At 34.0% G+C, this 20,605-nt stretch carries 23 protein-coding genes; 7 read left to right on the top strand and 16 right to left on the bottom strand.

Features of this window, described 5'->3' with window-relative positions:
• Window positions 1-5 precede the first annotated feature (5 nt).
• The 8 genes from sbcD to CAP47_RS00955 all read right to left on the bottom strand — a co-directional run bounded on the left by sbcD (window position 6) and on the right by CAP47_RS00955 (window position 6,166).
• Complete coding sequence (gene sbcD, locus CAP47_RS00920; RefSeq protein WP_093238986.1) at window positions 6-1,214, bottom strand: exonuclease subunit SbcD; 1,209 nt, start codon at window positions 1,212-1,214, stop codon at window positions 6-8.
• A 92-nt stretch (window positions 1,215-1,306) separates the two neighbouring features.
• The gene (locus tag CAP47_RS00925) at window positions 1,307-1,822 is read right to left on the bottom strand and encodes an NAD(P)H-dependent oxidoreductase (protein ID WP_100774997.1); all 516 of its coding nucleotides are present in this window, start codon (window positions 1,820-1,822) and stop codon (window positions 1,307-1,309) included.
• A 12-nt stretch (window positions 1,823-1,834) separates the two neighbouring features.
• Window positions 1,835-2,311 carry a nucleoside deaminase gene (locus CAP47_RS00930; protein ID WP_100774998.1) on the bottom strand — a complete coding sequence of 159 codons (477 nt, stop codon included), beginning with the start codon at window positions 2,309-2,311 and terminating at the stop codon, window positions 1,835-1,837.
• Between the two features lie 11 nt (window positions 2,312-2,322).
• Window positions 2,323-2,691: a methylglyoxal synthase gene (locus tag CAP47_RS00935; protein ID WP_093238974.1), complete on the bottom strand. Its 369-nt coding sequence runs from the start codon at window positions 2,689-2,691 to the stop codon at window positions 2,323-2,325.
• An 88-nt stretch (window positions 2,692-2,779) separates the two neighbouring features.
• Entirely contained in the window at window positions 2,780-3,310 is a 531-nt protein-coding gene (locus CAP47_RS00940) for a sigma-70 family RNA polymerase sigma factor (RefSeq protein WP_100774999.1), read from the bottom strand.
• A 225-nt stretch (window positions 3,311-3,535) separates the two neighbouring features.
• On the bottom strand, window positions 3,536-3,766 hold the full coding sequence (locus CAP47_RS12610; protein ID WP_100775000.1) for a PLDc N-terminal domain-containing protein: 231 nt from the start codon (window positions 3,764-3,766) through the stop codon (window positions 3,536-3,538).
• Window positions 3,767-3,820: 54 nt separating this feature from the next.
• Entirely contained in the window at window positions 3,821-4,750 is a 930-nt protein-coding gene (locus CAP47_RS00950) for a DMT family transporter (protein WP_100775001.1), read from the bottom strand.
• 159 nt (window positions 4,751-4,909) lie between these two features.
• A complete protein-coding gene (locus CAP47_RS00955; protein ID WP_202820542.1) occupies window positions 4,910-6,166 on the bottom strand; it encodes an MFS transporter in 1,257 nt (418 codons plus the stop codon).
• Between the two features lie 201 nt (window positions 6,167-6,367).
• Here CAP47_RS00955 and CAP47_RS00960 point away from each other — a divergent pair, with 201 nt between their 5' ends.
• The 5 genes from CAP47_RS00960 to CAP47_RS00980 are packed head-to-tail and all read left to right on the top strand — an operon-like array spanning window position 6,368 to window position 11,072.
• Complete coding sequence (locus CAP47_RS00960; protein WP_093238962.1) at window positions 6,368-7,033, top strand: metal-dependent transcriptional regulator; 666 nt, start codon at window positions 6,368-6,370, stop codon at window positions 7,031-7,033.
• Window positions 7,034-7,078: 45 nt separating this feature from the next.
• Window positions 7,079-7,990, top strand: a complete 912-nt coding sequence (locus CAP47_RS00965; protein ID WP_093238959.1) for a metal ABC transporter solute-binding protein, Zn/Mn family — start codon at window positions 7,079-7,081, stop codon at window positions 7,988-7,990.
• Between the two features lie 33 nt (window positions 7,991-8,023).
• The gene (locus CAP47_RS00970) at window positions 8,024-8,764 is read left to right on the top strand and encodes a metal ABC transporter ATP-binding protein (RefSeq protein WP_093238956.1); all 741 of its coding nucleotides are present in this window, start codon (window positions 8,024-8,026) and stop codon (window positions 8,762-8,764) included.
• Window positions 8,765-8,791: 27 nt separating this feature from the next.
• On the top strand, window positions 8,792-9,919 hold the full coding sequence (locus CAP47_RS00975; protein ID WP_093238953.1) for a metal ABC transporter permease: 1,128 nt from the start codon (window positions 8,792-8,794) through the stop codon (window positions 9,917-9,919).
• On the top strand, window positions 9,912-11,072 hold the full coding sequence (locus CAP47_RS00980) for a metal ABC transporter permease (protein WP_093238950.1): 1,161 nt from the start codon (window positions 9,912-9,914) through the stop codon (window positions 11,070-11,072). Before CAP47_RS00975 ends, CAP47_RS00980 begins: the two co-directional genes overlap by 8 nt.
• A gap of 25 nt (window positions 11,073-11,097) precedes the next feature.
• On the opposite strand, the gene CAP47_RS00985 is transcribed toward CAP47_RS00980, so the two are convergent.
• The 6 genes from CAP47_RS00985 to CAP47_RS01010 form a co-directional block, all read right to left on the bottom strand.
• Window positions 11,098-11,394, bottom strand: a complete 297-nt coding sequence (locus tag CAP47_RS00985; RefSeq protein WP_093238947.1) for a hypothetical protein — start codon at window positions 11,392-11,394, stop codon at window positions 11,098-11,100.
• A 120-nt stretch (window positions 11,395-11,514) separates the two neighbouring features.
• Window positions 11,515-12,960, bottom strand: coding sequence for a leucyl aminopeptidase family protein (locus CAP47_RS00990; RefSeq protein ID WP_093238944.1), 1,446 nt, complete (start codon window positions 12,958-12,960; stop codon window positions 11,515-11,517).
• A 106-nt stretch (window positions 12,961-13,066) separates the two neighbouring features.
• The gene (locus CAP47_RS00995) at window positions 13,067-13,513 is read right to left on the bottom strand and encodes a tetratricopeptide repeat protein (RefSeq protein WP_093238941.1); all 447 of its coding nucleotides are present in this window, start codon (window positions 13,511-13,513) and stop codon (window positions 13,067-13,069) included.
• On the bottom strand, window positions 13,510-14,115 hold the full coding sequence (locus CAP47_RS01000; RefSeq protein WP_100775002.1) for a superoxide dismutase: 606 nt from the start codon (window positions 14,113-14,115) through the stop codon (window positions 13,510-13,512). Before CAP47_RS01000 ends, CAP47_RS00995 begins: the two co-directional genes overlap by 4 nt.
• A gap of 295 nt (window positions 14,116-14,410) precedes the next feature.
• Window positions 14,411-15,106 carry an OmpA family protein gene (locus tag CAP47_RS01005; RefSeq protein ID WP_093238935.1) on the bottom strand — a complete coding sequence of 232 codons (696 nt, stop codon included), beginning with the start codon at window positions 15,104-15,106 and terminating at the stop codon, window positions 14,411-14,413.
• Between the two features lie 12 nt (window positions 15,107-15,118).
• A complete protein-coding gene (locus CAP47_RS01010; RefSeq protein ID WP_192869874.1) occupies window positions 15,119-15,517 on the bottom strand; it encodes a lipocalin family protein in 399 nt (132 codons plus the stop codon).
• A gap of 328 nt (window positions 15,518-15,845) precedes the next feature.
• Here CAP47_RS01010 and CAP47_RS01015 point away from each other — a divergent pair, with 328 nt between their 5' ends.
• Complete coding sequence (locus CAP47_RS01015) at window positions 15,846-16,337, top strand: PH domain-containing protein (RefSeq protein ID WP_100775004.1); 492 nt, start codon at window positions 15,846-15,848, stop codon at window positions 16,335-16,337.
• Window positions 16,338-16,442: 105 nt separating this feature from the next.
• Complete coding sequence (locus CAP47_RS01020; RefSeq protein ID WP_100775005.1) at window positions 16,443-18,497, top strand: dipeptidyl-peptidase 3 family protein; 2,055 nt, start codon at window positions 16,443-16,445, stop codon at window positions 18,495-18,497.
• Window positions 18,498-18,569: 72 nt separating this feature from the next.
• Here the strand turns inward: CAP47_RS01020 and CAP47_RS01025 are convergent, their stop codons facing one another.
• Complete coding sequence (locus CAP47_RS01025) at window positions 18,570-19,340, bottom strand: TIGR03915 family putative DNA repair protein (RefSeq protein WP_100775006.1); 771 nt, start codon at window positions 19,338-19,340, stop codon at window positions 18,570-18,572.
• Entirely contained in the window at window positions 19,340-20,599 is a 1,260-nt protein-coding gene (locus tag CAP47_RS01030) for a putative DNA modification/repair radical SAM protein (RefSeq protein WP_100775007.1), read from the bottom strand. The genes CAP47_RS01025 and CAP47_RS01030 overlap by 1 nt, the downstream gene beginning before the upstream one ends.
• Window positions 20,600-20,605 lie beyond the last annotated feature (6 nt).

A 20,605-nucleotide genomic window follows, 5' to 3' on the forward strand; every position in this document is an offset into this window, starting at 1 on the left:
AAAGCTTATAATTCAGTATTTAGAAGTTCTTCAAGTTCAATAAATGTTTGTCTCAGTTCAGTTTTTTCTTTTTCTGAATAAGATTCTTGTTCGATCAAATTGTCAAAAACTTCTTTGGGTTTGAGATCTTCTAAATTTTGATTGATTTTATAAATTTCACTGGTTTTTACCTGCTCATTTTTAAAACTGGCTCTGTGTTTAACAATTTCGAAATCTTTATGATTAAAATCACTCACTAATTGATCTAATAATGTCAATTTATTTTGACTAAAGTCCTTTTCAATCATTTCAATTTCTACTAAGCTTTTTAAATGTCCGATTGCATCTAGATGAGATAACTTATTTTCTATTTCTTCAAGTGTGCCACTTATTTTTAATAATTGTCTGAATTTCGGAATCTGAATATTTTCGACAGCTAAATTATTTGTTGTATCGAGTAATAAAACCCTCTTTTCATCACGTCTTTCACTGAAAGAAAGCATAAGAGGTGAACCGCTGTAATATGTTGGAACGTTAGAATTAACTTGCTGAGGTTGGTGAATATGTCCTAAAGCAACATAATTAAAATGTGAATTGAATTGCTCAGCGTGAAAAGCAGCCTGATTACCAATTTGTATATCTCTCTCACTTTCTGAAGTGCTGACGCCTGCTGCATATAAATGTCCCATCGCTATTGCGGGCAAGTCAGGATATTTGGTTTCACAAATTTCAGCAGCTTCATCAAAACGCATTTGTATTCCTTTCTGAATTGCTTGCAATCTATCTTCATAAGTTTGTCCTTCTTCTGATTTACGAACATCAGCATCGCGTAAATAGGGAAGGGCAGCGATTACAACTTCAGGTTGTTTTGAATTTGGTAAAGGAATGATGCAATCCTCCATGTTTTCAGGTAAACCACCAATGACATTGACTTTCAAAGCTGATAATAAATCTTTTGGCGCATCAAGCATACTTGGCGAATCGTGATTTCCACCAGTGATAATGACATGACAGTTAAGCTTATTTAAAGCAACCAAAGATTGATAATATTGCTTTCTAGCTTCGGCTGAAGGATTAGCTAAATCAAAAACATCACCTGAAATAAGAATAGCATCAATTTTTTTTTCAACAACTAAATCACTAAGCCAACCGATGTAAAGGTCAAAATCAGCGTATAAATAATGTTTGTGTAAGCGTTTGCCAATATGCCAATCGGCTGTGTGTAAAATTTTCATAATTACGGGAGTGAAATCGAATGTATGTCAATTGCAATTTATCATTTTCTGATTAAAAATGATAGGTTTAAAAGTGTTTAAACTTGAAGATTTTAATTCATGAGAAGAAAGAGAGCTTCATCTATCATATCTTGAATTTCATTAGGGAATTTGATCTCTTGGTTTTCAATAATGACATCGGTTTTATAAAGCGGAAATTCCATTACAATTTTGGCTTTCATGGTTTGTAAAGAATTCAATAATGATTGCATGGCAAATTCGCCACGGGGTTCGTTTGGTGTAAAGGTGATGGGTAAAATCCTTTTATCAGAAAACTCTCCAGAATGTGTACACCATTCAATCATGTTTTTAAGAACGGCAGGTATATTATGTGTGTATTCTGGCGTTGAAATGATAATTGCATCAGCTTCTAAAATACTCTCCTTAAAATTCTGAATCTCTTCAGGAACACCTTTTTTTAATTTTTCAGGTGTAAACAACTCAAAAGCATGTATATCATCATACACCTGCATTTGATGTTTATCGGCAATGCTTTTCTGTATAGCTTTCAGCATGTAATAATTACTGCTTTTTTGACTTGCAGAACCTGAAATACCAAGAATTTTCATGAATTTTAAAATTTAATAAGCTGTTTTATCAGCTTTTACTTTCCATTGTTTAAAAACTTCAACGCCTTTTTCTCTTTCGATATTTATAAATTCAATTGAACGCGAAGAAATATCTTTGTCTATTTCATCATAAATAAATTGATCATCAAAGTCAATTTCTGCAGCATCTTCTTTGGTGCATGCATAATAAACAGCTTTGGGTCTCGACCAGTAAATCGCGCCTAAGCACATTGGACACGGCTCGCATGAGGTATAAATTATACAATTTTCTAACTGAAAATTCTGTAAGTTTTCACAAGCTTTTCTAATCGCCACAACTTCAGCATGCGCTGTTGGGTCATTATCAGTTGTGACTTGGTTAAAGCCTTCAGCAATGATTTCATCGTCCTTAACAACGACGCACCCAAAAGGACCGCCAGCGTTTTTATTCATACCTTTTTCGGCAAGTTCTATTGCCTTTTGGATAAAGTGTTCATGATTTTTTTCCATAATATAAAAGATTATTGTTTGAGAGATTTGATGAGTAGTGCTGCAGTAGCAGGATTTGTAGCTAGAGGAATATCGTGGACATCACAAATTCTAAGTAACATTAATACATCAGGTTCGTGCGGATGTTTTTCTAAAGGATCTCTAAAAAATAAAACCAATTTGCATTGGCCAGTTGCAATTCGGGCAGCGATTTGTGCATCGCCACCAATAGGTCCAGAAAGAAATCGTGTGACTTTGAAGCCAGCTTTTTCAACCTTTAAACCTGTTGTTCCTGTTGAAACAAGAGAGATATCTTCTCTTGTAAAGAAATCTTGAAACTCATTGATAAATTGAACCATTTCGGCTTTTTTACCATCATGAGCAATAAGTGCTACTTCCATAAATTACATTTAGTTTTCACGTAAATATAATTGATTTTAAAGGGATAATGAGTCTTTATTATGAGGAAATCATTAAGAAAATTTAAGCTTAATCTTCGCAATGCGCGCAATTAGATTCGCCGACGAGTTCGCCTTTATCATTAAATGAAAATTGACAACATTCATTAAAACGTTTTTTTAAAATGTCTTTTGCTCGCCTGATGCGTGCTTTCATATTTGCGAGGCTAATTCCGATGAGTTCAGCGGCTTCACTTTGTTTTTTGCCTTTTATGTAAACTAAGGTAATTGCTGTTTTGTAGTTTGGAGGTAATTCGTTGATAAATCTTTCAAAACAACAAAATTGATCTTTAAATTCATTACTTGAAAGAGCGGATAAATCTTCATGATCATCTTGTGGTAAGCCTTCTCTATGATAATTGATGATCTCATTTCTCAAAATTTGAAAAGCCCATGATCTCGATTGAGACGGGCTTTTCAATTGATTTATGTTTTTATGAATTTTGAAAAAAGTATTTTGTAAAACCTCCTTGGCAATGTCTTCATTTTGTACTTTTTTTAAACAGAAAAAGTACATTTCACTGCTGTGGTCATTCCAAATATCAGAGGTTTGAAAACTCATAAATGATTCAATTAATTACAGCAGCTACATTTTGAACATTCACAAACATCGCAAGGGCAATCGCTTGTTTTACAATTCACACAATTACACTTTGTGCATTCGCAGTTCGTACATTCGCAATTATTCATAAGATTTGATTTTTATAGGTTCATTAAGGAGACGAGATAAACTCAAAAAGGATACACAATTTTTGAAATAATTTTATTTTTCATTTTAAAAATCTGATTAACAATGATTTATTTCTTTATTGAAAATTCTTTTTTTCTGAATTATAAACTTTTTCTTCAACTGAAAATAGAGTAGTGGTGCTATAATGGGAAACATGAAAACAAAAATTAAACATATTACTTTAGTCAATCTTGATTTAAATTGACTCAGAAAAATATCTAGAATTGCCCAAACCCAAAGTGTCAGGCTTAGTAAGATTAAGACTAACATCATAAGATTTGGATTCATACTCTAATATTTATAATCGTAAATTTATGAATAATAAGTAGCTTAAAAAAACTATTACAGTTTTTGAACTTTCTTGATTGTTTTCTTTTTGATTTTTCCCAACAATCTTGTGAAATTGATGTTATCGAATATTAATCCACTGATGATAAAAACGAGTCCATAAAGTGTTGATTCTTGAATCTCTTCTCCTAAAACAAAATATATAACAATTAAAGAAATAAACGGAACAAGATAAATCAGTTTGCTCACTCTTGCTGTTTTTTTAGATTTTTTGAGCGCTAAAGACCAAATGATAAAAGTGATTCCCATCTCAAACAAACCAACATAAGCAGCACTTAAAAAGTGCTGACCTGAATATTTAGGAAATTCTGAAAATACAAATAAAGCGATTGTGATATAAATCATCCCAAATAAAAAATTGAGAAATAGTTTACTGATTTCGTCTCTCTGATCTTTGATATTGTAAATCCAAAATAACGCCCAAATAACAGCTGATGCCAAACCAAAAGCAGCACCTTCAGGATTGCTAAACGAAAACTCTGTTAATTGACCTCTTGTTGAAATAATCATTACACCAAGGAAACTAATCAAAATCGCCATAAAGTTTTTAAAACTGATTTTTTGTTTTAAAATTGGAATGGATAATAAAGTAATCATAATTGGCCAAGTGTAATTTAATGGCTGTGCTTCTTGAGCTGGCAATAATTCATAAGCCTTAAATAAAACGATGTAATAAACAAATGGATTGACCAATCCGAAAATAGCTGATTTTAAATAAGCCTTTGCTGGCCATTTAAAAATGTTTTTCAACTTTTTTTGATAAGCAACAACACAAAAAAGTGTGATTAACGAAACAAAGACTGACAAAAAGAGCAACTGAAAAAAATCAAAATACTCCATTGACATTTTCATCGCTGTTGCAACAGTCCCCCACAAAATGACGGCAATTATTGCGTAAGTATAAGCTGATTTTTGCTCTGACATTGGTTGTTGATTATGAGTGTTTTTACTAAAATTTAATCAAAAAGTTAACCTGCAATTTTACAAAGTATTTATGAGCTGAAGAATTTAAAATGAGATGTTTTTAAGACAGAATACTTATTGAGCTAATAAGCTAAATCTTTAATTCTAAAAATATTCAAATTACTCAACATTTTTGTGACGACTTGGAACTTGCGTATAAACCAGAATAGCTCCAATTCCTGCTAATACTGAACCGATAATGAAGGGAACTGCAAAACCAAACCTTATTGCGAAGCCAGTCAGAAAAGCGCCAAGTGAAATACCTAAACCAAATGCAACGGTCAGTACTGAAAGTTGTGCGCCAACTTGTCCTTTTTTAGCTAAATCTCCAGCTAAAGCAAGTGCAGGTGCAAAAACCATTGCTGCGCTAATTCCATGTAATGCTCGGCTGACAATCATATGCCAAGACTCAGTTGACATTCCTTCAAAAAGTACGATAGGAATCAAACAAATGAGTCCAGTAACAATAAAGACTTTTCGGCCATATTTATCGCTTGCTTTTCCTATAATAGGTTGAAAAATAGCGAGAGAAGCAATAAGTGCACTAAATTGAATTGAGAACAGAAAAGGACCTTGTGAAAGTCTCTCATTAACTTCAAGTTCAATTGGTGCTAACAGAGCAAAACCCATACTCATAAACATTGTTGCAATACCAAGTGTAAAAATCGGATCGATTATTTTACCAGGAATTTTGGATTTAAAATTGATAATAATTCCTTCAGAACTTGGTTTGGTATCTTCAGGATCTTTAACAAAAAAACTGACTAAAATAAGACTTATAAGAGGTGCAAGTGCGGCTATCAAAAAAGCTGCGATAAAACCACTGATTGTTCCTATCACAGGAAGTGTGTAAGGTCCGCTTTCAACTAAAACACCACTTACCAGAGGGCCAATGCCAAAACCTATTAAACGGAATGCATTGTAAACGCCCATATTGCCGCCGCGATTTTTTTCAGAGCTAACTTCACTTACTAAAGCCAAAGTTGCAGTGATGGTTAAGGCTGCTGCAATTCCTTGTGCAGCACGAATAAGCAGTAAAAATAAATAGCTGTGAGCAAATGAATAGAGAAAATTTACAATCATGAAAAGGAATAACCCAAGTATCACAAAGAATTTTCTTTTACCCAGTTTATCAGAAAGTCTCCCTGTTAAAGGTTGACAAAAACTACTGACTAAACCGAAAAGACCAATGACTATTCCGGTAATTAAAGATTCAGAAAGGCCAAATAAATCGCCTTTAACTTGACCACTAGCAATGTAAAGAGGGAGAACTACAACGAGAAAAGAATTTCCGACAGCATCTGCCATTCTAGCGATACCTAGAATAATTACACGTGTGTCTGTTCCGAAAAGTTGTTTTGTATAATTATTTTTCACAAACCAAAACTATACTTTTATAAAAGAGAGATTCTTATTAAAGTCTTAAATCTGTAATATTATCATTCAAAATGGTTTTAGCTTACTTATTCAGAAATGTTTGTGATTAAGGTCTAAAAAAATACTAAACATATTATTTAGGTAATACTAATATTTATTTTTAAGTAAATAAAATGTAACTTTGAGCATTAATTAAATAATATGTTTAGTCAGTCTGAAGAAAACTATTTAAAAGCCATATTTCATTTACAACAAGAAAGTGAAAAAGGTGTTTCGACTAATGAGCTTGCTGAAAGTTTAGATACTAAAGCTGCCTCAGTCACTGAAATGATTAAAAGATTAGCTGATAAAAATCTAGTTGATTATCAAAAATATTACGGTGTTCACCTAACCAATTCTGGAGAGTTACAAGCCTTAAAAGTGATTCGTAAGCATCGATTGTGGGAAACATTTCTGGTTGATCGACTTAATTTTGCTTGGGATGAAGTCCATGATGTTGCGGAGCAATTAGAGCATATTCAATCTCAAAAATTAGTCGAAGAGTTGGATAGATTTTTAGGAAGACCCAAGTACGACCCGCATGGTGACCCGATTCCTGATGAAAAAGGAAATATTCCCGATGCACCAACAAAACGTTTGATTCAACTTCAAAAAGGACATAAAGGCATTTGTAAAGGTTTTAATGATACTTCTTCTTCTTTTTTACAGTTTTTAGAAAAAATAGATATTGGTTTAGGAACTGAAATAGAAGTTATCCACATCGAGTCTTTTGATGAAAGCATGACTGTCAAGTCTAATGGGAAAGAAATAGCCTTGTCTAAAATGGCTACAGACAATATTTATATAGAAGAAATTGAAGTGAATTAATTTTAAATAATAAAATTCTATTCGCAAAAGAAGAAAACACAAGTTATGAGAAACACTTTACTATTCATTTTTTGTTTGAGTCTGTTTTGGAGTTGTCAAAATTCCGGACATCAAAAAAGTGAAAAACTCAATGTTGTCACCACAACGACGATGATTACAGATTTAGTCAAAAATATCGGTCGAGATTCTGTTCAAGTCCAAGGTTTAATGGGAAGTGGTGTCGATCCGCATTTATACAAAGCAAGCGAAGGCGACGTGAGTAAACTGACTCAAGCAGATATCGTTTTTTACAGTGGTTTACATTTAGAAGGAAAACTGGTTGATGTTTTTGAAAAAATGGGACGTCGCGGTAACACAATCGCTTTGGCCGAAATTCTTGAAGAAAAAGATTTGATCAGCTCTACTGAGTTCTCAGGAAGTTACGATCCACATATTTGGTTTGATATTTCTTATTGGAAACGAATTACGAAAAACTTGACAAATCAGTTGAGCAAGCAAGATCCTGAAAGTGCAGATTATTATAAACAAAATGAAAAAGTTTACCTCAAGAAGCTTGATGCTTTAGAAAAAAAAGTCAAAGAAATTATTTCAGAATTACCAGAAGAAAAAAGAATCCTTGTGACTGCACATGATGCTTTTAGTTATTTCGGAAAAGCTTATGGCTTTAATGTCATCGGTTTGCAAGGTTTATCAACGGCAACTGAAGCAGGAGTTAAAGACGTCAGACGTTTATCGAAATTAATCATTGATAATGAAGTGAAAGCTATTTTTATAGAAAGCAGTGTGCCAAGAAGAACGATTGAAGCACTTCAAGAATCAGTTAAATCAAAAGGTTTTAATGTAGAAATAGGAGGGACACTTTACTCTGATGCTTTAGGAAATTCAGGAACTGAAGAAGGCACTTATATCGGAATGTTTAAATACAACGTGAGAACAATTATTGATGCTTTAAAATAATTTTTTAAAACTTCAACAACAAAAAATAACGCGATGACAAAAAAAACTTACGCTATACAAGTTGATGACTTAACAGTTGCTTACGATTATAAACCAGTGCTGTGGGACATTGATTTAAAAATACCTGAAGGTGTTTTGATGGCAATTGTCGGTCCAAATGGTGCAGGAAAATCAACTTTGATAAAGGCCATTTTAGGCATTATAAAACCCATTGCTGGAAGTGTCAAAATTTTTGGTAAGCCTTACAAAAAACAAGTTGATAAAGTTGCTTATGTTCCTCAAAAAGGTAGCGTGGATTGGGATTTTCCAACAACAGCGCTTGATGTTGTGATGATGGGAACTTATGGAACTTTGGGTTGGATAAAAAGACCTGGACAAAAAGAGAAAAAAACATCTTTAGAAGCTTTAGAAAAAGTAGGAATGTTGGAGTTTAAAAACAGACAAATCAGCCAACTAAGTGGAGGTCAACAACAACGAATTTTTTTAGCAAGAGCTTTAGTTCAGAATGCATCGATTTATTTGATGGACGAACCTTTTCAAGGTGTTGATGCAACAACTGAAAAAGCAATTATCAATATTTTAAAAGAATTACGGAATGCAGGAAAAACCTTAATTGTTGTTCATCACGATTTACAAACTGTTCCAGAGTACTTTAACTGGGTTACTTTTTTAAACGTGAAAGGAATCGCTTCTGGTCCAGTTCGAGATATATTTAATGATGGAAATCTGACAAAAACTTACGGAATTAACTATAAAGTAGCAGTTAATAAATAGTTCAAAACTTGCAAAAGATAAGCATAGATGTCAATAACAGAATATTTTAATTTAGTTTTTTCTGATTATACCTTAAGGACAATAACCTTAGGGACTGCAGTTTTGGGCGCAGTATGCGGAATGTTAGGAAGTTTTGCCGTTTTAAGAAAACAAAGCTTACTAGGCGATGCTATTTCACATGCAGCTTTACCTGGTATAGCTTTAGCTTTTATTTTAACTGGCGTTAAAGACTCAAACTTATTATTAATCGGTGCATTGATCAGCGGACTTATCGGAACTTTCTGGATTAAAAGCATTGTAAAAAAAACAAGATTAAAAAATGATACAGCTTTAGGTTTGATTCTGTCTTTATTTTTTGGTTTTGGAATGCTGTTATTGACTTTTATTCAAAAAATGCCAAATGCAAACCAAGCAGGTTTAGATAAGTATTTGTTTGGTCAAGCAGCAACTTTAGTTGAGTCTGATGTTTGGGTCATGACAGCTGTGACAAGTGTGAGTTTAATCGTTTTGCTTCTTTTTTGGAAAGAATTAAAAGTTCTATTATTTGACCCAGATTACACAGAGACCTTAGGGTTTAATACGCGCTTTTTAGATATCTTAATTACAGTTTTTATTGTCCTTGCAATTGTTTTAGGCTTGCAAACTGTTGGTGTTGTTTTAATGAGCGCAATGCTGTTAGCGCCTGCTGCAGCGGCAAGACAATGGACAGATAGTTTAGGTGTTATGATTTTTATCGCAGCTATTTTTGGTGCCTTATCAGGTGTTTTTGGTACAGCAATTAGTGCTAGTCAAGATAACCTTTCAACTGGGCCAGTCATCGTTTTAGTCGCAGCTGTTTTTGTTCTTTTTTCATTTATTTTTTCACCTGGACGTGGACTTCTTTTTAGACAAATACGTTTTCATCAAAACAGAAAAGAACTCAATCTTAAAAAAACCTTGACATTCATGTATCGCATCGTTAAAGATCATGATAATATTTCTCACCCACATGCCATTAAGATTTTGAATAACTTTCATGGATTTACAAAAAAGTCTTTAAAACAACTTGAAAAACAGCATTTTATTCAATTAAAAGGAAATGAATGGGCAATGACTGAAAAAGGCTTTCATGAAGCGGCTAAAATGTATAACGAAATAGGAAATACAAATGAGTAGCGCACAATTAGAAATACAATTAATAGCATCACTAGTCGCGGTGGCTTGTGCCATACCAGGAACTTTTTTAGTCTTGCGTAAAATGGCGATGATAAGTGACGCGATCAGTCATTCTATTTTACCAGGAATCGTTCTGGGCTTCTTTATCACACAAGATTTAAACTCTCCATTACTCATTTTATTTGCAGCCTTAACAGGTGTTGTCACTGTTGTTATGGTTGAGTTTATACAGAAAACGGGTTTGGTAAAAGAAGATACAGCCATTGGTTTGGTGTTTCCTGCGCTTTTTAGTATTGGTGTGATCCTTATCGCTAAAAATGCAAACGATGTTCATTTAGATATTGATGCAGTTTTGCTTGGGGAACTCGCTTTTGCACCTTTTGATCGATTGCTGATAGGAGATCTTGATCTTGGCCCAAAATCTCTTTGGGTCATTGGTTCAATCCTAGTGGTGACAGTAATTTTGTTATTATTGTTTTTTAAAGAGCTCAAGCTGAGCACTTTTGATAAAGGTCTCGCCGCCACTTTAGGGTTTTCACCAATTGTCTTACACTACGGCCTTATGACAATTTCCTCGGTGACTGTTGTGGGTGCTTTTGATGCTGTGGGAGCTGTGTTAGTTGTCGCTTTGATGATTGCGCCAGCAGCAACGGCTTACTTGCTGACCAATGACTTGAAGAAAATGCTTATTTTGAGTTGTATTTTTGGTGTCTTTTCAGCCGTTGGCGGTTACTGGATGGCCAATTATTTAGATGCTTCCATCGCTGGGTCAATGACAACAATTTTAGGAATCGTTTTTCTTTTGGTCTATTTATTCGCACCTAACCAAGGCGTGTTTTCTGTGATGTTTAAAGAAAGAAAACAACGCATTGAAGTTTCGCTCTTAGTCTTTTTACTTCACTTACAAAACCATCAAGAAATAGAAGAACGCCATGTCAGCCACTTAGAAGATCACATCAATTGGGAGAAAATACAAGCGAAAACTGTTCTAGATTTAGCCTTGAAAAATAACCTCATTACAATTACGGATTCTATTGTGTCCCTGACTGAAAAAGGAGAGGAGTTTACTGAAGAGGCTTTAAAATATATTACGACAAACAAAGAAACTGCAATAGAGGAATTAAAAAAGCGCTTCTTTCTGTTTAGAGCTTAAGTTTTTAAACCAGTTCAAAAGTCTTTTAATTTTCTCGAAATTTCAATTTTTGAAGCTGTCGTTCTATAATCAGTTTTGCTAAAGTTTCACCTGGCGTTTCTTGATTGGCTTGGGCTTTCAAAGTTGACATTGCTTTTTTTTGAGATACATCAATGCGGTACAAAATCGTTATCAGCTTATTGAAATCATGTGCGATCAATTCATTCAAGTAGGCCGCCAAAGCTTTCATTAATTGGTCAGTATTGCTATACGCATGGATCTCTAAGCCAATGATTTTATGGCTCCACAGCAAAGCTTTTGTGTATTGGTCTTTTGTTTTCATCGTGAAGTATTCAATTTTCTACCGTGTATACAAGTTAAATAATAGGATCAAAAAAAGCCAAGAATAGATTGAAAATCCACGCTTGGCTTTGGCAACTTAAAAAACTAAACCATCTATTCCTTAATTATTTTTTACTGATCTGTTTTGAATGAAATCATAGACGAGTCTCACGCCAACGCCTGTTGCACCAGCAGGAAGCGTTCCTGCTGGTTTATCTAAAAATGCAGCACCAGCAATGTCTAAATGCATCCAGTTGTAAGCCGTAAAATGTTTGAGGAATTGCGCTGCTGTACTCGCACCACCAATTGGGCCTCCAATATTTTTAAGGTCTGCAACATCACTTTTCAAAAGGTCTGCAAACTCCTCCCACAGCGGCAGTTGAAAAAGGCGTTCATAAGTTTTTTCTCCAGCTTGTTTTAATTCATCAATATCTTCTTGCTGATTGCCAGCAGAGGCAATTCCGAATGGTCCCGTAATTGCAGCGGCAGCTCCTGTCAAGGTTGCAATATCAATGACGAGTTGAGGTTTGTATTTTTTTGCATAAACTAAAGCGTCGGCTAAAACCAAACGGCCTTCAGCATCTGTATTTTGAATTTCAACATTTGTTCCGTCCATCATCGTGATGACATCATCAACTAAAAGTGCTTTTCCGTCAATTTTATTATCCGTCGCAGGGACAAGTCCGACGATATGATATGGTAATTTGTTTTTTGCCACTGCTGAGATAATTCCAAGAACAGTCGCGCCACCGCCCATATCAGCTTTCATACCTGACATACCGCCTTTAATTTTTAGAGAGTAACCACCAGTGTCAAACATGACACCTTTACCAACTAAAACCAAAGGTGCTGTGTTGACCGCATTTTCTGGCGCGTAAGTCATGATATTAAAAGTAGGAGGGACTTCAGAACCTTGATTGACACCGAGTAATCCACCCATTCCTAACTCAGTAATCTTTTGTTCATGTAAAATTTCTGTTTCAAAACCAAAGTGTTTCCCAGCCTCTTCAACCTGCTTTGAAAACATCAAAGCATTGAGTTTGTTTGGCGGCTCGTTGACTAAATTCCTTGTTAAAGCAACACTCTCGGCAAGGTTTTTAATTTGCCCAATGGCTATTTCTTCATAAATTGTTTGAGAGATATAAGCCGTTATTTTACTGGTATTTTCCTTTTTCTTGTAGGCTTTAAATTGATAGCTCCCGTAATAGAAACCCTCTAGAAAAGCCTGGTTTTGTTCTTTTGAAAGCTGTTGTAAACCATTCATAAAGACAGCGTTGACGTTCTCGTCTTTCAAATCTTTGTAAAGCGAAATGCCTAAAGATTTATTTTTATTAAACTCTCGAGAGCTGATGACGCAAATGAAGTATTCCCTATCAGCAATATGCGTGAAAATTTTATTTTCTTTTTTCTCAAAAACCTCTTTTATTTTAGAAGTCAAAAGCGCATTGAGCTTTTTATCCTCCAGTTGATCTTCGGCAGTGATGAGAAGAATTTGACTTGTGTTTTGCGAGAGTTTTTCTTGCGATTGAATCGGTCTAATCTCTAAGTTTAGGTGTGAAAAGTTCAAGATATATGTTTTAAGATTTAAAGGATTAAGATATGAAAATTTATTGTGCTTTCCCCAGTTTCAAAGAAGGACTTTATGCGGAACAAGAAATCATATCACGCTGGTATTATGCTATTTTTAATTGCTTTTGAATATCTTTAAAAACAAGCTTAACATTGTCCACATCCAAAGTGTTTCTGTTGGCAAATTCATTGTAATTCAGCATTGCTCTTTTGAGTTCACTTTGAATTTCTCTTGAATTGTGCTCGGTTTTTTCATGTTGGAATACTAAAAAGTAAACGACACGCTGAAGCATTTTTTCTCCTTTTTGTGACAAGCCCATTTTCTCATAAGTGAAAGCAATATTATTACATGAAATTGCAAATATTTGAATAAAAGGAATGCCAATTATCATTGCCTTTTTCAAATGCTGATTTAAAACTTCTGCACGGCAAAGCGCCTCTTCGTATCCCAGAAGAGACGCCTTGTACTTGCCAGCAGAAAAGAGCTTGTTGGAAGCATTTGTCTTCAGTTTCCAAGCTTCTTCTATATGTTGTAAGCAGGTATTACTCATAATGTTTTTAGGTTTTCGTTAGCAAAATCCCAGTTGACGATTTCCCAGAAACTCTCAACAAATTTTGGGCGTGCGTTGCGGTAATCAATATAATAGGCATGTTCCCACACATCCAAAGTTAGAATTGGCTTCTTGCCTTCAGTGGTAGGTGTGTGCGCATTGCTCATCGGTAATATTTCTAACTTTCCAGATTCATCTTGTGCTAGCCATGCCCATCCGGCACCAAAAAGCTTGGTTGCCAATGTTGAAAATTCCTCTTTAAATTGCGCAACACTTTGAAAATCACGTTCGATTAATTCTTTAACTTGACCTTCTGGACCGCCACCGCCATTTGGTGAAAGACAATGCCAAAAGAAACTGTGGTTCCAGTGTTGTGCTGCATTATTAAATAAACCAGCTTCCTTTTTTTGATGCCCTTCTAAAATTAACTCTTTAACCGACTTTTCCTCACGTGGTGAATCTTTGATCAATCCGTTGAGATTTTTCACGTATGCTGCGTGGTGTTTGCCGTAGTGATAATCAAATGTTTCCTCTGTAATCAAAGGTGCTAATGCCTTTTTATCATAAGGAAGTTCAGGTAACTCTTTCTTGATGTCTAACATTTTAATTGTATTTAAAATTAAATTTCATTTTTCAAATATATAAAATTAATACACCTTTAAAAATTATTTAGGCTAAGCTAAATATATTTTATACAAATAATAACAATTTTAGCAGAACCCACATTAGGAATTCAGCCGAATCAAATCTTTATCAACTCATTTATAGATGTTGCATCATTTTGAGAGCAATTAGTTTTTAATAAAAAAACCGCAAGTTCATCATGAACTTGCGGTTTTGAATTTTGACTTCACACCTTCCAAAAACGGGAAGGCTTAAAAGCATATTTGCAGAAGATTAATTTGTATTTTTCTTCGCTTCTTCTTTTAAATCTTCATTGGCGATGATGGCAATTTCAACACGTCTATTTTGTGAGCGTCCTTGCACAGTCTCATTATCATACTTTGGTTGTTCTTCACCATACCATTTTATTGAGTATCGGCTAGAACTAATCCCGTTTTGTGTAAAATAACTAGCGACAGAATTTGCTCTTTTTTCAGAAAGTTGCATATTGTATTCAGCGCGACCTGTATTATCTGTATGGCCTTCAATCAGAATATTTGTGTTATCGTATTCTTTAAAAATCTTTAATAACTTACCTAAAGATTCTTGAGAAGCACTATTGAGGTCGTGTTTGTTTATTGCAAAATAAACACCACTATTTTCATCAAAAGTAATGTTGATTCCTTCCCCAACACGATTCACTTCAGCTCCTGGAACTTGATTTTCTATTTCTCGTGCTTGTTTGTCCATACGGTTTCCAATGTAGCCTCCAGCAGCACCACCAATAACGCCGCCAATAATAGCACCGATTGCAGTATTGTTGCCATCGCCAACATTGTTGCCAATAACGCCACCAATGACTGCGCCACCAGCAGCACCTCCAGCGGCACCACGCTGTGTTTTATTTGTGTTTTTTATCGCTTCACAGCTTGAGAATAGTAGGCTTCCAGTCATCACAAAGGTGATGATTTTCATTTTTGTTAATTTCATGTTATGTTAGATTTATCGGTTTTTAGAAAATTCCATTTGGACGATAAAAGGGGCACCATTGTATTGTACAGTTTGGCGCGTCGTCATATTGAAATCATTAAGTTGAGTGATTTCCATGCTGTATCCTTTATTGATTTTTTGTGGATTTACACCTTTCGTTAAAGGCTTTAGCGTAAAATTATATGTGTTACTTTCTGTTGTCTCTATATTCCAAGCGAAATTTTGTTCACCTGAAGGACAATCGCTTCCGTATAGCACAAAGTTTCCTGTGTTGTTGTTACTTACAAAATTCCATGATGAGTTTTGAAAGCAATTCATCGATGCAGTATTAAATAACGTCACATCAACTAATCCAGAACTTCCAGGATAAGAAATATCCGTTAAAGTCCAATCTCCATCTAATGATCTCATGGATTGGCGTTCTATTTTAGAGGTGCTACAAGAAACAAATAACACGCTTAAACAAATAAGAGCAAAAATTCTTTTCATGATTTAGGGTTTTTTGGTTATCAACTACAAATTAACACGATGAAATCTGTTTAGCTCTTCACTTTAACTTGATTTTGTTAATTTTTTCTCTACTATTTTGATATTGAGTCTATTATTTAAACAACTTTCTTTTTGATTTTATTAAATAAATATTAAATTCATAATGTTTTATTGAATCTAGTTGAAGCATTTTTCAATTTATAGATTTCAATCTTTTTTATTATAGCATTTAAAATTCAGAGATTTTAAAATGAAAATTTATTATAGCAGAAGTTCAAATCAAGTGAGAGTGATAACGCTTACAGCTATCTTACTCGCTTTTTTAATTTGTTTATCTGTTGTTTTCGGAATTGACAAAACCTACTATCATATTGGTGGTTTTGCGGTTTGCTTCATTGTTGCTGGTAGCGTTTTATATCTATATTTCAATTCTTTAAAAAAGGTTTTTATAAAGAATGATCATATTGTTCTCAAGAAAAAATTAGGAAAAATTGAAATTCCTTTGAAGGATATTCAAAGTGTTGAATGTTTAGGGTTTTCTAATCTGACCATGACTTTTGGCAGTAAAGGAGTTTTTGGGTTTATAGGGAATATAATGGATAATTGTCAGTCTTATGTAAAAGACAGAAGAAATATACTACAAATTGATACAGCCAAACAAAATTATCTTTTCAGCGTTGAATATCCATCTCAATTGATACATGAGATTAAAAAACATCCTCAGTTTAAAGCTCAATCCTAAGAGCTTTAATATTGATATCATTCAATAATAAGAGACATTATGTGGCTTAAGCTTTATTTAAAATGTGAATGTTTATATTTGCTGGAAATCCTATAATTTTTATTTATGAAATTGAAATACATTCCTATTGCCTTATTGGGCCTCATGACTTTTGTGTCTTGTGATGAAAATAGGAAAGAAAAAACAGAAAATGTTCAAAAAACTGAGCAAATTGACAAATTGAGTGATGCTGAATTTCATTACACTGTTGATGAGTTTGCTGACATCAAAATATTGCGTTATCAAATTCCAGGATGGGATGAGCTTTCTTTAAAAAAGCAAAAATTAGTTTATTACTTGACTCAAGCAGGTTTATCTGGTCGTGATATTATCTGGGATCAGAACTATAAACACAACCTGAAAATCAGAAAAGCCTTAGAAAATATCCATGCAAATTATGATGGTGATAAAAACGCTGATGACTGGAAGAATTTTGAAACTTACCTAAAAAGAGTTTGGTTTTCTAACGGAATTCACCACCATTATTCAAACGACAAGCTTAAACCTGAATTTAATCAAGCTTATTTAAAAGAATTATTAAGCGCGACAAATACCGAATTAAAAGGTGAAGCTTTTGAAGTTATTTTTAATGATAAAGACAGTAAGAAAGTAAATCTTGATGAATCAAAAGGTTTAGTCAAAGGTTCTGCAGTTAACTTTTATGGTGATGACATCACAGCTAAAGATGTTGATGCTTTTTATGCAAATAAAAAATCTCCAAATCCTGATAAACCTCTTTCTTTTGGTTTAAATTCTAAATTGGTCAAAGAAAACGGACAAGTTGTTGAAAAGGTTTGGAAGAGCGGCGGACTTTATGGAAGCGCTATTGATGAAATTATCAAATGGTTAGAAAAAGCAAAAGATGTTGCTGAAAATAAAGCTCAAGCTGATGCTCTAGGTTTATTAATTGAATACTACCAAACTGGTGATCTTCAGAAATGGGATGATTACAGCGTCGCATGGGTTGAAGCTACTGAAGGTGATATCGATTACATCAATAGTTTTATAGAAGTTTATAACGATCCAAAAGGTTATAAAGGTTCTTATGAAACGATTGTACAAATCAAAGATTTTGATATGTCTAAGAAAATGAAGGTTTTCGAAGATAACGTGCAATGGTTTGAAGATGAGTCTCCAATTATGGATGAGCACAAAAAGAAAAATGTTGTTGGTGTGACTTATAAAACTGTGAATGTTGCTGGTGAAGCTGGTGACGCATCTCCGAGTACACCAATTGGTGTGAATTTGCCAAACTCTAACTGGATTAGAGAAGCACACGGAAGTAAATCAGTTTCTTTAGGAAATATCATTTACGCTTACAGTCATGCTGGTGGTTCTGAAAAATTAGAGGAGTTTGCTCATGATGAAGAAGAAATCAAGCTTTCTAAGAAATATGGCGAGCAAGCTGATAAATTACACACTGCATTACATGAAGTTGTTGGCCACGCTTCAGGTGTGATCAATAATGGTGTTGGCGAAACCAAAGAAACTTTGAAAAGTTACGCTTCTACTTTAGAGGAAGGTCGTGCTGACTTAGTTGGACTTTATTACTTAATGGATCCTAAATTAGAAGAATTAGGTTTAACAGATAATTCTGAAGCTTTAGGTAAAGCTGCTTATAACGATTATATCAGAAATGGTTTGATGACGCAGTTAATCCGTATAGAACAAGGTAAAGATATCGAAGAATCTCACATGCGTAACCGTCAATGGATCAGTGCTTGGGTTTACGAAAAAGGTAAAGAAGATAAAGTTATTGTGAAAGAAACAAAAGATGGCAAAACTTATTTTGACATCAAGGATTATGACAAATTACATGATCTTTTTGCTGAATTATTACGTGAAACTCAACGTATTAAATCTGAAGGTGATTATGAAGCTGCAAAGAACTTAGTTGAAAATTACGGTGTAAAAGTTGATCAAGACATTCATAAAGAAGTCTTGAAAAGAAATGAAGCATTCAAATCAGCGGCTTATAGTGGTTTTGTGAATCCTGTTTTAGTTCCTGAAATGGGCGATAATGGTGAAATCAAGACAATTAAAGTCACTCAGCCAAATCATTTTGCTGATCAGATGATGGAATATTCTAAGAAATATAACAATCTTCCTGAAGTCAATTAAGAAGATTAATTTTTCATATTTTAAAACCTCTTTTTTCGTTTGAAGAAAGAGGTTTTTTTTTGTGAAATAGAATTACCAGTCTAATAAGTTTTTTTCACTTAAATACTTCCAATATCTGCGAGGCACATGTTGCTCGTGAAGTTTCTGATTTGCGCGAGCTTTAATATTTGTACTTTCAAAATAATTTTTCCAGAGTTTCTGATATTGTATTTCTTCTTGTTGAAAAATTTCATCAAAAGTATTTAAAATGTTATTAGGCAAATCAAGATGTACAATTTTAACTGAATTCAAGTCATAATATAGTCCGTAATTTCTGCTGATGTCATAAATACACCACACTTGATCAGCATATCTTTTTTGGAAGTGTTTTTCAAGTAAAGGCAAAACATTAAAATCTGGTGAAATGCTTGCAAAATAAATATTGTCTTTAGTCTTTCTAAATCTTACAAAAGCATCCATGCGATGCTTTTCACGACCAATTTTTTTATTGATTTCAGTTAAACGAAAAACATCGGCTTGCCCATAATCTTTTGCAATACTTTGTTTTTTAGACAATAATATTTTGATGTAATGAAATAGGTTTTGCTCAATTCCATTAATTTCACTTAAAAAACATCTGTAAATTAGACGCGCATCAATGGGTTTGCCATGTTTTAAAACCGCCTTCCAAACACGACTAGATTTTTCTTCATCGGTGATCACTTCGTGATTTTCTTCAAAAAAAGAAGCTTCGTAGTAATGTTTCGCAACGATTTTTACGTTTTCAACTTTTAGTTCATAAATCTCAAAAACAGCAGTAAGTAAACCTTGAAAACTTCCGTCATAGATAAATGTGTTTTGCATTATCCAAAAAGGTTAAGTTGATTAGAAAGCGTTTTTTGATACTTGCTGTGTCCTTCTGATAAAATACGTTGTTTGATTTGTTGTGGTGTATAATCTTTGGTTTCAAAATTGCGAGAACTACAAGTGATAAAATACTTTGATCTATTGAGAGCAACGCCCATTTTTTTGAGGTGTTCCCAACCTAGTTTCCTGTAGCGTCTGCCACTCAATATTTTATAAACTGATTTCATTCCTAATCCTGGTACTCTAGCTAAAAGTTGTTTATCAGCTTTGTTAATATCGATAGGGAAGAGGTGTAGATTTCTTAAAGCCCAACTCAATTTCGGATCGATGTCACTTTCTAAATTCGGATGTTCTTTATTGAGTAATTCTTCTATAGAAAAGCCATAAAATCTCAACAGCCAATCAGTTTGGTAAAGTCTATTTTCGCGCATCATTGGAACTTCAGTTCCAATGGCTGGCAATCTGCTGTCGTAAGAAATAGGAATGTAGCCAGAGTAATAAACACGTTTCATATTATATTTTTTATACAAATAAGTTGCCGTGTACATCACTTCAGCATCAGTTTCTTGTGTGGCACCAACTATCATTTGAGTACTTTGTCCGGCAGGTGCGTAGGTTGGTGTACTTTTAATGATTTTCTTTTCTGATTTATATTTATCAATTTCATTGCGGACTTTTTTCATCGGCTTTAAAAAGTCTTTTCTGTCTTTATCAGGGGCTAAAAGCTTTAAACCTTCACGTGTCGGAATTTCAATATTTACTGAAAGTCTGTCGGCATATAAACCAGCCTCGTACATCAATTCATCACTTGCGCCAGGAATTGATTTCAGATGGATGTAGCCATTAAAATTCTCCTCTTCTCTGAGTTTTTTAGCGACACGAATTAATCTTTCCATCGTGTGATCAGGACTTTTGAAAATACCAGAGCTTAAAAATAAACCTTCGATATAATTTCTTCTGTAAAAATTAATCGTCAAGTCAACAACTTCTTGAACTTTAAAAGCAGCACGTTTGATATCGTTACTTTTACGCGTGACACAATAAGCACAATCATAAATACAATGATTAGTCAATAAAATTTTAAGTAAAGAAATACAACGACCATCGGGTGTGTAGCTATGACAAATACCTGTTCCGCTAGAGTTCCCGAGTCCGTTTTTGTTCTTTCTGTTACTGCCACTGCTTGAGCATGAAACATCATATTTAGCAGCATCAGCGAGTATGTTGAGTTTTTCTTTTATTCTATCGTAATTCATGTATGG

The organism is Psychroflexus sp. S27 (assembly GCF_002810405.1).
GTDB lineage: Bacteria > Bacteroidota > Bacteroidia > Flavobacteriales > Flavobacteriaceae > Psychroflexus > Psychroflexus halocasei_A.